The sequence below is a fragment of the Nonomuraea sp. NPDC054003 genome (assembly GCF_055585125.1).
The window spans coordinates 304,140-315,984 of sequence record NZ_JBVJKR010000008.1; the positions used below are offsets into that span (position 1 = coordinate 304,140).

Here is an 11,845-nt window from a genome sequence, read left to right on the forward strand (position 1 = left end):
CTTCCCCCGCTATCCACGGAGAACGGTGACCTGGCGGCCGGACGGCGTGGTCGCCTGCGCGAAACTCCCTCGCTCCTTCCACGCCGGGGCTTCGGGGCGCCTGTCGAAGATCACGAGCACGCCGGTGGTGAGGCTGAGCCGGTCGAGGTACCCGTCGAGCTGTACGAGACCGTCGGGCAGCGGGTCGTCCTTGCCGGCCCGCCAGACCTTCAGCTCCATGGCCTCGCGCTGCACCAGGCGTTCGCCGTCCGGGCCGGTGTAGGGCCAGCGGACCAGCACGTCCAGGCGCTTGGTGCCCGCGGCGTACTCCCGGTCGAGCTGGCCGCCGCCGTTGACCAGCCGGTGCAGGAAGGCCATGAGGATGATCTGGCAGGCGGCCTCGTGGTAGCCCTCCTGCCGGATGAGCACCTCGCCGTGCTCGCGCCAGAACACGACGAACTCCCGCAGCAGCCGCTGCAGGTCGAACCGGCCGTCCGGCAGCACGAAGCTACGCGGATCGGCCTTGACGAACCGCTCCGTACGGTCGCCCAGGACCCGTAGCAGAACCTCCCGATAGATCGGGTTGGCGATCTCCAGATCTTGGGTCCCCCGGATGAGGCCCAGATCGTGAACGTAGGAGACGTCGTCGTCGAAAGAGGTGTCCGTGCCGGGCCACGTTCCCGCCACGATCGGTTCGATCACCCGTTCCACCCGCGGTTCGTACAGCCGCGCGACGAGGGCGTCCAGATGGGTGGCACGCGCCCTTATCAACCGTTCCTTGGCGTCTTCCACGTGCCCGGCGGTGACGGTGCCGATCACCTCCATCTCGAAGGTGATCTCGTGGGCCACGGCGTTGACCAGCCACGGCTGTCCTTGCGTCAGCTCGAATACCCGGTCCACCGCGTCCTTGGTGAACTCCTGACCGGTCGCCTCGGTGTGCTGGCCGTACAGCTCACCGATCTGGCCGGCGGTGAAGTCGCCCAGGCGCAGCGACTTGGTGACGATGTTGAACGGGCTGGTGGGATTGCACCGGCCCGGGTCGGCGCCCACGGCGGTCTTGTAGTCACGCACGTCGCGCAGCCCGCACAGGATCACAGAAGAGGGGAACGGGTGCCCGTCCGGGCGGGCGTTGTGACCGTCCCTGAGCTGGCAGAGGAAGCTGACCAGGCTGCTGCCCTGCAGCGCGTCGATCTCGTCGAAGAACAGCACCACCCGGCGCGGACTGCGGCGGCACCACGCGCTCAGACCCGTACCGAATCGGGTGCCCGGCGTAGCCTCCGGCCAGGGGTCCGGCGGGAGCAGTTTCTTCGGCCAGCCCGACCGCTCGGCGGCCTCACGGATGGATTGCAGCAGGATCGACTCCGCGGCCGCGTAGTCGTCACCGGCCACCTTGGCGCGCTCGCAGGAGAACGCCAGGGCCGCGATGTCCCTCTCGGCCGTCAACTCCGACGCCAGGGTGCGCAGACCCGTCGTCTTGCCGGTCTGCCGGGGCGCGTGGACCACGAAGTACCGGTCCATGTCGATCAGCGCCCGCGCCTGGGGGAGCCGCGGAGTCGGCGGCACCATGTAGTGGAGCTGGGGATCACACGGACCTGCGGTGTTGAAGGTTTTCGCTCTGAGTGGGCGCATGGGCACATACTGTCATCACTCCTGCGCTGCGTCCGGAGAAGGTTCAAGTGCGACGGTCCGCCCGTTCAGCGCGATCGCCGAGGAAACGCGCCGTAGGCGAGCGAGGATGACGGATCGTGGTCGGCTTGCCGTGGTTCGTCGCCGCTGGCCGGGAGCCGACGACGGCTTCGCCGTTCTGATTCGTCTGATCCGGCTGGACGAACAGCCCGGGGTGGCGAGGCTGAATGGATCCATTCACTAGAGTGTGTTCATGCTCGACGCACTCGCGCACGTGGGGCGCGACCCCGCCACCGGCGGCTATGTCCGGGACGCCTGGTCCGACGCGGATCTCGAACTGCGCGGCTGGTTCGCCGGCGAGTCGGCGCGCAGGGGGCTGGATCTGAACGAGGACCGCAACGGCAACCTGTGGGCCTGGTGGGGCGACCCGTCCGGGGAGCCGGGCGTGGTCGCCGGGAGCCACCTCGACTCCGTCCGCCAGGGCGGGGCGTACGACGGGCCGCTCGGTGTGGTGTCCGCCTTCGCCGCGCTCGACCTGCTGCGCGAACGGGGGTTCCGGCCGGGGAGGCCGCTCGGGGTCGCCTGTTTCACCGACGAGGAGGGCGCCAGGTTCGGTGTGCCGTGCGTGGGGTCGCGGCTGCTCACCGGGGTGCTGGCGCCGGAGCGGGCGCTCGGGCTGACCGACGACCGCGGCGACACCCTGGCCGACGTGCTCACCAGGGCGGGACGCGACCCGCGCGGGCTCGGGCCCGACCCGGAGACGCTGGCCACCGTGGGGGCGTTCGTCGAGCTCCACGTCGAGCAGGGCAGGGCGCTGGCGGCGCTGGACCGGCCCGTCGGGGCGGGGCTCTCGATCTGGCCGCACGGGCGGTGGCGGTTCGACCTCGGCGGGCGGGCCGATCACGCGGGCACCACGCGGCTGACGGACCGCGACGACCCGATGCTCCTGCTGGCCCGCCTGGTGCTGTCCGCCCGCTCGGCCGCCGCCCGTCACGAGGCGCTGGCCACCGTCGGCAAGGTCCTGGTCACCCCCAACAACGCCAACGCCATCCCGGGCCACGTCGCCGCCTGGCTCGACGCCCGGGGGCCCACCGAGGAGAGCGTCCGCGCCCTCGTCCGAGACCTGTACGACCAGCTCACCGACGACACCCCACCCGGCACCACCGGGGAAAGAATCGAGGGCCCCTCGGGAGAGATTCCCGGAGCGGGAGAGATCCCTCCCGGATGGGGGGTGAACCCCTCCGGAGGCGGGGGTTTTCCCGGGGAGAGCGCGAGTTCTCGCGCGAGCGCGAGTTTCCCCGGAGGGGGCGGAGTCTCTGCCGGAGGGGGCGCGAACCTCTTTGGAGGGGGTGAGGGGTCTCCCGGGCGGGGGGGGAGTTTTTCCGGTGGGCGTGTGGTGGAGGTGCGGGAGGAGTCGTGGACGCCGCTTGTGGAGTTCGAGCGGGGGTTGCGGGAGCGGGTCGCGAGGGCGGCGGGGGAGGTGCCGGTGCTGGCGACCGGGGCCGGGCATGATGCCGGGATCCTCGCCGCCGCGGGGGTGCCGGCGGCGATGCTGTTCGTACGGAACCCCACCGGCGTGTCCCACTCGCCGGAAGAGCATGCCGAGGAGGCAGACTGCCGGGCGGGTGTGATCGCGCTCGCCGACGTGCTGGAGGAGTTGTGCCGCTGAATCGCCGGTGGTTCCCGGATGGTCCGGCTGATGACGTGGCGGAGGAGCTGTGTCGCTGATCTACTGGTGTGAGCAGGCGTGGCTGCCCGAAGGCGTGGTCGACGGCGTGCTGGTGGAGGTCGAGGGGGCGAGGATCGCCGGTGTCACCAGAGGGGAGCCCGGCGGGGCGCGGCGTCTGGCGGGGCTGACGATTCCCGGGCTGGCCAACGCGCACTCCCACGCCTTCCACCGGGCGCTGCGCGCCGCCACGCAGAAGGGCCGGGGCGACTTCTGGACCTGGCGTGACCGTATGTACGAGGTCGCCGACCGGCTCGATCCCGATGCCTACCTGAGGCTTGCGCGGGCGGTGTACGCGGAGATGGCCCTGGCCGGGGTCACCTGCGTGGGCGAGTTCCACTACCTGCACCATGGCCCCGGCGGCACCCCGTACGGGGACCGCAACGCGATGGGGCACGCGCTGATCACGGCGGCCCGCGAGGCGGGGCTGCGCATCGCGCTGATCGACGCCTGCTACGTGTCCGGCGGTCCCGGCGTCGCGCTGGCGGGCACGCAGCTGCGGTTCGGCGACGGCGACGCCGGCGGGTGGGCGGCGCGGGCGGAGGAGCTGGCCGCCGCGTACAGGGGAGAGCAGGACGTGCGGATCGGCGCGGCGATCCACTCGGTGCGCGCCGTGCCGCCCGAGCAGATGCCGGTGGTGGTGGAGTTCTCCCACCGGCACGCCGCGCCGCTGCACGCGCACGTCTCCGAGCAGCGGGCCGAGAACGCCGCGTGCGAGGCGGCGTACGCGGCCTCGCCCGTGCGGGTACTGCACGAGCACGGGGCGCTGGGCCCGCGCTCGACGGCCGTGCACGCCACCCATCTGTCGGAGGCGGACATCGAGCTGCTCGGCAGCTCGCGCACCCATATGTGCATGTGCCCGACGACCGAGCGGGAGCTGGCCGACGGGATCGGGCCGGCGCGCGAGGTGTTCGACCGCGGGTCGCCGATGACGCTCGGCTCCGACAGCCACGCGGTGATCGACCTGTTCGAGGAGGCGCGCGCCGTCGAGCTGAACGCGCGGCTCGCCACCGAGCGGCGCGGCCACTGGTCCGCCGCCGAGCTGCTGGGCGCCGCCACCGCCGCGGGCCACACCTCGCTCGGCTTCCCGGACGCGGGGCTGCTGGTGCCGGGCGCCTGGGCCGACCTGGTGACGGTACGGATGGACACGGTACGGACGGCGGGCGCGTCCGGGCTGGAGGCGGTGGCGTTCGCGGCGACGGCGGCCGACGTGCGCACGGTGATCTCGGGCGGACGCCGGATCGTGGACGAGGGCAGGCACGTGCTCGGCGACGTGGGCGCGCTGCTGGCCGAGGCGATGGAGGAGTTGCGGTGACCACGACGCTGATCGACGGGATCGGGCTGCTCTACACGGGCGACCCGGAGCGCGAGGAGATCGAGGGCGCCGCCCTGGTGATCGAGGACGGCCTGGTCGCCTGGACGGGGGAGGCCGGGCAGGCCCCTGACGCCGACGCGCGGGTGGACGTCGCGGGGCGGGGCGTCGTGCCCGGGTTCGTCGACAGCCACGCGCACCTGGTGTTCGCGGGCGACCGGACGGCCGAGTTCCAGGCCCGGATGTCCGGCGAGAGGTACACCGGCGGCGGCATCCGCACCACGGTCGCCGCCACCCGCGCCGCGAGCGACGCCGAGCTGGCCGTCCGCGCCGCCGCGCTGGTGGCCGAGATGAACGCGCAGGGCACCACCACCGTGGAGATCAAGAGCGGCTACGGGCTGACCGTCGAGGACGAGCGCCGCTCGCTGGAGATCGCCACGACGCTGACCGACGAGACCACGTTCCTCGGCGCGCACGTGGTGCCCGCCGGCGCCGATCCCGACGCGTACGTGCGGCTCGTCACCGGCGACATGCTCCGGGCGTGCGCGCCGTACGCGAGATGGGTGGACGTGTTCTGCGAGCGCGGCGCGTTCGACGGCGACCAGACCAGGGAGATCCTCACCGCCGGCATCAAGGCGGGGCTGCGCGCCAGGGTGCACGCCGGCCAGCTCGGCGAGGGCCCGGGGGTGCGGATCGCGTGCGAGCTGGGCGCCGCGTCGGCCGACCACTGCACCCACCTGACCAGCGCCGACGTGGACGCGCTCGCCTCGTCGGGCACGGTGGCGACGCTGCTGCCCGGGGCCGAGTTCTCCACCCGCTCCCCGTACCCCGACGCCAGGAGGCTGATCGACGCGGGGGTGAGCGTCGCGCTGGCCACCGACTGCAACCCGGGCTCCTCGTACACCTCGTCGATGCCGTTCTGCGTGGCGCTCGCCGTGCGGGAGATGCGCATGACGCCGCTGGAGGCGATCAGGGCGGCCACCGCGGGCGGGGCGCGCGCACTCGCCAGGACGGACGTAGGCTTGCTGCGGCCGGGCAGCCGCGCCGACCTCGTCGTCCTCGACGCTCCCTCCTACGTCCACCTCGCCTACCGGCCCGGCGTTCCCCTCGTTCACCAGGTGTTCCGCGGCGGTCTCCTTCTTGAGTAGGACATCCAGAACCCTCCCGTGGTCGTAGTTCTTTTGGGAATCTTTGCTTCCGTTCGGACGTTGGCCGGGTATAGAACGCAGCTGCGGAACGAGGTGCCTGGGGATGGCAAGGCCTACGGGGAGTCGCGCGCAGGAGCAGCACGTCGCGGACCGAGATCTACTGGGGACCTACCTGGCTGAGATCGGCAGGGTCCCGCTGCTCACCGCGGAGGAAGAGGTGGAGCTCGCCAAACGGATCGAGGCGGGTCTTTTCGCCGAACAGCTGCTCGACAGTGGGGGGTCGGAGCCGCGGATCGGTGACACGGCGGACGAGGAGCTGGAGCGCCTGGCGGTCTCGGGCCAGCGGGCGAAGGACGAGTTCATCCAGGCCAACCTGCGCCTGGTGGTGGCCGTGGCCCGCAAGTACTCGGGGCGCGGGATGCCCCTCATCGACCTGGTCCAGGAGGGCAACCTCGGGCTGGTGCGGGCGGTCGAGAAGTTCGACTACAAGCGTGGATACAAGTTCTCCACCTACGCCACGTGGTGGATCAGGCAGTCGGTGGGGCGGGCCATCCACGAGCAGGCCAGGCCGGTGCGGCTGCCGACGCACGCGGGGGAGCAGATGACCCGGCTGATGCGGGTGCGCCGCGACATGCTGGCGGAGTTCGACGCCGAGCCGACCGACGAGGACCTCGCGCAGATTCTGGAGCTGCCCGTCGAGCGCGTACGGGAGCTGCGCCGCTGGGCGTCCGACCCGGTGTCGCTGCAGCTGGGCGTGGGCGACGAGGACGAGACCGAGCTGGGCGACATGATCGCCGACGAGACCTGGGCAGACCCCGAGCAGCAGGCGATCGACATCCTGGAGCGTGAGCGGCTCGACGAGTGGCTGACCGGGCTGGAGGGCGACACGCGCGAAATGTTGCGCTGGCGTTACGGGCTGGTCGACGGGCGCGAGCACACGCTCACCGAGGTGGGCGAGCGTTACGGCATCGGGCGTGACCGCGCCCGACGGATCGAGCGCGACGCGCTGGCGCGGCTGCGCCGCATGGCCGACGCCGCCGCCTGACAAGGCTTCCACGAGGCCGGTTCCCCGACGGGGCCGGCCTCGCCGCTTGTCCGGCCGCAGGAGGGCCGTAGGCTCGGGTCATGATCGTGAAGACAATCCGCCGTTATCCGGTGAAGTCGCTGCTGGGTGAGGACGTTTCCGGCGTACGGGTGACCGAGCGGGGGCTGGACGGCGACCGGGTCAGGGCCGTGCTCGACGTCGCGACGGGAAAGATCGCCAGCGCCAAGAACCCGCGGCTCTGGCGCGGCCTGCTGGCCCTGCACGGCAGCGCGGTCCCCGGGGACGAGGAGCTGTCGGAGCTGCTGGGCCGCGAGGTCCGCGTGGTGGACGTGCCGCCGGACGGCGCGGAGCTGGAACGGTCGGTGCCGGAGGAGGTGCTGGGCAAGGGCGTCGAGGCCGACGTGGCGTTCACGGTCAGCCAGGTGGGTGGGATCGCCCCGCCGGGCACGTTCTTCGACTTCGCGCCCGTACACCTGATGACCACGTCGACGCTGGCCGCGATCGGCGAGCTCAGCCCGCGCGGGACGGTGGAGGCCGTGCGCTACCGGCCCAACCTGGTGATCGGGACGGACGAGCCCGGGTTCGTGGAGAACGGCTGGGTGGGCCGCGAGCTGGAGATCGGCGACGAGCTGGTCCTCCAGATCGTCATCCCCACCCCGCGCTGCGCGGTGCCGACGCTGGCGCACGGCGAGTCGCCGCGCGATCCCGACGCGCTGCGCACGGTGGCCCGGCACAACCGCGTCGACATACCCGGCCTGGGAGCGGAGCCGTGCGCGGGCGTGTACGCGCGGGTGCTGCGCCCCGGCGCCATCGTGACCGGCGACCCGGTGCGGCTGCGCCCGGCGGGCTGAACGCGACACGCCGGGAAGCGATCGGAAAGTTCCCGAATACCGGTCGTGAGGTGACCGAAACTCTCCCGAAACACCCGTGTGGCGAGATTCACGAACGTGAAACACACCAGGTCGAGCCCCGAAACGGGGGCCGAACACGCTGGGGCGATCACGTCACACCAAAGGAGGGTCGCGTCGTGCAGATCGATACCGGCACCACGGCCTGGATGCTCACCGCCACCGCGCTCGTGCTCTTGATGACCCCCGGTCTCGCGCTGTTCTACGGCGGGATGACCAGGGCCAAGAGCGTCCTGAACATGATGATGATGTCGTTCGCCGCGATCATCGTCGTCACCGTACTCTGGCTGTTCTACGGTCACTCCCTCGCCTTCACCGAGAACCCCGTCTCGGCGATCAACAACTTCGTCGGCGGGTTCGACGCGCTCGGTCTGCAGAGCCTCGTCGACACGGCCACGGCTGACGACGGCTCCGGCATGCCGAGCCTCGTCTTCTCGGCCTTCCAGCTGACGTTCGCCATCATCACCGTCGCGCTGATCAGCGGCGCGATCGCGGACCGGGCGAAGTTCGGCGCCTGGGTGCTGTTCGCGGCGGTCTGGGCGACGATCGTCTACTTCCCGGTCGCCCACTGGGTCTGGGGCGGTGGCTGGCTCAACTCGATGGGCATCGAGGACTTCGCCGGCGGCACCGTCGTGCACATCAACGCCGGCGCCGCGGCCCTCGCCCTGGCGCTCGTCATCGGCAAGCGGCAGGGCTGGCGCAAGGAGCCGATGCGGCCGCACAACCTCACGCTCGTGCTGCTCGGCGCGGCCATGCTGTGGTTCGGCTGGTTCGGCTTCAACGCCGGCTCCGAGCTCATCGTGGACGGCATCGCCGGTCTGGCCTTCATGAACACCCAGCTCGCCACCGCCATCGCGGCCGGCGCCTGGATCGTGGTGGAGAAGCTCCGCGACGGCCACGCGACCAGCCTCGGCGTCGCCTCCGGCGCGGTCAGCGGCCTGGTCGCCATCACCCCGGCCTGTGGATTCGTCGACCCCTGGGCTGCCGCGCTCATCGGCCTCGTCGCCGGCGCCGTCTGTGCCTTCGCGGTCGGCCTGAAGTACAAGCTCAACTACGACGACTCGCTCGACGTGGTCGGCGTGCACCTGGTCGGCGGCGTGATCGGCGCGGTCGCGCTGGGCTTCGTGGCCGCCTACCCGGCCACCGACGCGCAGGGCCTGGGCCTGTTCTACGGCGGCGGGCTCGGCCAGCTCGGCCTCCAGGTGCTCGGCCCGGTCGCGGTCGGTCTCTACTCGTTCGTGGTCACCTGGGTCATCGGCACCGTCATCCACAAGACGATGGGCTTCCGGATCCCGGTCGAGGACGAGGTCACCGGCATCGACGTCACCACCCACGCCGAGACCGGTTACGACCTCGGCACCGTGCACGCCTCGGGCGTGACCTCCCCCAACGGCCCCGTCACCCCGGCTCCCAAGAAGGTGGAAGCATGAGGCTCATCACAGCCGTCATCAAGCCGTTCAAGCTCGATGACGTGAAGGCCGCCCTGGAGCAGTTCGGCATCAAGGGCATGACCGTCAGCGAGGCGAGCGGCTACGGCCGCCAGCGCGGCCACACCGAGGTCTACCGCGGTGCCGAATACCAGGTGGACCTGGTGCCGAAGGTCCGCGTGGAGGTCCTGACAGAGGAGGACGACGCCGAGGACGTCATCGACGTCATCGTCAAGGCGGCGCAGACCGGCAAGATCGGCGACGGCAAGGTGTGGTCGGTCCCCGTCGACACCGTGATCCGGGTGCGGACGGGCGAGCGCGGGCCGGAGGCCCTCTGACGACGGCGCCTGGGTGGAGCAGGGGGAACAGTGAGGGATGAGGCGCGCTCGTACGCCGCGGCCCGCAAGGAGCGGACCGCCGACACCGATCGCTGGCTCAAGGATCTCTTCCGCACGGCGAGCGACGGAGAGCACGTCTCCCTGGTCGCGGTCGGCAGCCTCGGGCGGGGCGAACTCGCCCCGGGCAGCGACCTGGACCTCGTCCTGCTCCACAACGGCCGATCGGACGTCGGCCGGATAGCCGACCGCATCTGGTACCCCGTCTGGGACTCCGCCATCGGCCTCGACCACTCCGTCCGGACCGTGGACGAGGCCGTGGCGGTGGCCCGCGAGGATCTCAAGGCCGTGCTGGGCCTCATCCAGGCCCGGCACGTGGCGGGTGACCCGGACCTGACGCGGAGGGCCAGGGAGGCGGTGCTCGCCGAGTGGCGGGCCGACTCCCGGCGCAGGCTGGGCGAGCTGCGCGACGCGGCCGACCAGCGGGCCCAGGCCAGCGGCGAGCTGGCCTTCCTCCTCGAACCGGACCTCAAGGACGGCCGCGGCGGGCTCCGCGACGTCCAGGCGATGCAGGCCGTGGCAGCGGCCTGGGTGGCCTCCGCGCCCGGACCCCGGGCGCGTGAGGCCCACGAGTTCGTCCTCGACGTCAGGCACGCTCTCCACGTCGTCACCGCGCGCGGCACCGACAGGCTCGTGCTGCAGGAACAGGACGCGGTCGCCGGACTCCTCGGCCTGCTCGACGCCGAGGCGGTCATGCGCAGGCTCGCCGAGGCGGGCCGGACGATCTCCCACGCGTTCGACGCGACCTGGCGCTCGGTTGACAGGCTGCTGTCAGGGCCGGCGCCCCGCGGCCGCCGCCCGCTCGCCGACGGGGTGGTCGAGCACGGCGGTGAGGTGGTGCTCGCCAGGGGCGTCTCGCCCCGCAAGGACCCGGTGCTGGTGCTGCGCGCCGCCGCCGCGGCGGCCGAGTCCGGCCTGCCGCTGGCTCCCGCGTCCGTGTCCGTTCTCGCAGCTCAGTCGGCTCCGATGCCGGTGCCGTGGCCGGAGGAGGCGCGGGACGCGCTGGTGTCGATCCTCGGCGCGGGACGCGCGGCCGTGCCCGTGTGGGAGGAGCTGGACCAGGCGGGGATCATTGTCAGACTCCTTCCTGACTGGGAGCGGGTGCGGCACCGTCCGCAGCGCAACCCGATCCACCGCTTCACCGTCGACCGCCACCTGATCGAGGCGGCCGCGAACGCCGCCGGCCACACCCGCGAGGTCTCACGCCCCGACCTGCTGCTGATCTCGGCGCTGCTGCACGACATCGGCAAGGGCTGGCCAGGCGACCACTCCTCGACCGGCGAGGTCGTGGTGCGCGACATCGGCGTCCGCATCGGCCTGCCGCCCCGGGACGTCGACGTCCTGGCCACGGTGGTCCGCCACCATCTGCTGCTGCCCGAGACCGCCACCCGGCGCGACCTGGACGATCCCGTCACGATCGAGAAGGTCGCCGCCACCGTGGGCTCCCGCGAGGTGCTGGAACTGCTGGCGGCGCTGGCCGTCGCCGACGGCAACGCCACCGGCCCGGCCGCGTGGAACGCCTGGAAGGCCGGCCTCGTCGCCGACCTCGTACGCAGGGTGCGCTCGGTGCTGTCCGGCTCGCCGCCGCCCAAGGCACCCTCGCTCTCGCCCGAGCAGGCCGCGCTGGCCCGCCACGGCGGCGGGGCGGTGCGGGTCAACGGCGGCGCGGTGACGGTGGTCGCGCCCGACCGGGCCGGCCTGCTGTGGAGCGCCGCCGGGGTGCTGGCCGCGCACCGGCTCGTGGTGCGCTCCGCCTCGGCCGCCTCCGCCGGCGCCACCGCCGTGATCGAGTTCTCCGTCATCCCCGAGTACGGCTCGCCGCCGGATCCTGCGACCCTGGAAGCCGATCTCCGCCTGGTGCTTGCCGGGCGTCTTGACATCGAGCAAAGACTGGCCCGCCGTACGCGGTCGATGCGGCCGGCCCGGGTGCCGGTCGCGCCGCCCAAGGTGACGCTGGTGGACGACGCCTCCGCCACCGCCACCGTGGTCGAGGTCAGGGCACATGACAAGCCCGGACTTCTGTGGCGTATCGGGCGTGCCTTCGGCGACTGCGGTCTTGACGTGAGAGCCGCTCGCGTAGAGACTCTCGGCGCGGAGGCGGTGGACGTGTTCTACGTGGTCGACCGTGCTGGACGCCCCCTCAGCGACAGCACTCAACGCAACCAGGTCCGCGACGCCGTGCTTGCCGCACTGCGATAACCGACAGCACACGACACGCGGTCACATTTGTAACGATTGTGTCCGGTTTGTGCGTTACGTCAGATGCTGCGGATACCTTG

The 11,845-nt window shown here is 72.0% G+C and carries 9 protein-coding genes; 8 read left to right on the top strand and 1 reads right to left on the bottom strand.

Annotated elements, in window-relative coordinates; all coding sequences use genetic code 11:
- Positions 1–9 precede the first annotated feature (9 nt).
- Positions 10–1,608 (bottom strand): P-loop NTPase family protein, encoded by a 1,599-nt coding sequence (locus ACZ6YG_RS22960; protein ID WP_466019140.1) that lies wholly within the window; start codon positions 1,606–1,608, stop codon positions 10–12.
- A 250-nt stretch (positions 1,609–1,858) separates the two neighbouring features.
- On the opposite strand from ACZ6YG_RS22960, the gene ACZ6YG_RS22965 reads away from it, so the two are divergent.
- The 8 genes from ACZ6YG_RS22965 (at position 1,859) to ACZ6YG_RS23000 (ending at position 11,765) form a co-directional block, all read left to right on the top strand.
- Positions 1,859–3,274 (top strand): allantoate amidohydrolase, encoded by a 1,416-nt coding sequence (locus ACZ6YG_RS22965; RefSeq protein ID WP_466019141.1) that lies wholly within the window; start codon positions 1,859–1,861, stop codon positions 3,272–3,274.
- A 49-nt stretch (positions 3,275–3,323) separates the two neighbouring features.
- Positions 3,324–4,646 (top strand): formimidoylglutamate deiminase, encoded by a 1,323-nt coding sequence (locus tag ACZ6YG_RS22970; protein ID WP_466019142.1) that lies wholly within the window; start codon positions 3,324–3,326, stop codon positions 4,644–4,646.
- Positions 4,643–5,791, top strand: coding sequence for an imidazolonepropionase (gene hutI, locus ACZ6YG_RS22975; RefSeq protein WP_466019143.1), 1,149 nt, complete (start codon positions 4,643–4,645; stop codon positions 5,789–5,791). The genes ACZ6YG_RS22970 and hutI overlap by 4 nt, the downstream gene beginning before the upstream one ends.
- A gap of 103 nt (positions 5,792–5,894) precedes the next feature.
- Entirely contained in the window at positions 5,895–6,836 is a 942-nt protein-coding gene (locus ACZ6YG_RS22980) for a sigma-70 family RNA polymerase sigma factor (RefSeq protein WP_466019144.1), read from the top strand.
- A gap of 80 nt (positions 6,837–6,916) precedes the next feature.
- Entirely contained in the window at positions 6,917–7,687 is a 771-nt protein-coding gene (locus ACZ6YG_RS22985; protein ID WP_466019145.1) for an MOSC domain-containing protein, read from the top strand.
- A 176-nt stretch (positions 7,688–7,863) separates the two neighbouring features.
- Positions 7,864–9,174 carry an ammonium transporter gene (locus tag ACZ6YG_RS22990; protein WP_148033824.1) on the top strand — a complete coding sequence of 437 codons (1,311 nt, stop codon included), beginning with the start codon at positions 7,864–7,866 and terminating at the stop codon, positions 9,172–9,174.
- A complete protein-coding gene (locus ACZ6YG_RS22995; protein WP_148033823.1) occupies positions 9,171–9,509 on the top strand; it encodes a P-II family nitrogen regulator in 339 nt (112 codons plus the stop codon). Before ACZ6YG_RS22990 ends, ACZ6YG_RS22995 begins: the two co-directional genes overlap by 4 nt.
- A 30-nt stretch (positions 9,510–9,539) precedes the next feature.
- The gene (locus tag ACZ6YG_RS23000) at positions 9,540–11,765 is read left to right on the top strand and encodes a [protein-PII] uridylyltransferase (RefSeq protein ID WP_466019146.1); all 2,226 of its coding nucleotides are present in this window, start codon (positions 9,540–9,542) and stop codon (positions 11,763–11,765) included.
- The last annotated feature ends 80 nt before the right edge of the window (positions 11,766–11,845 follow it).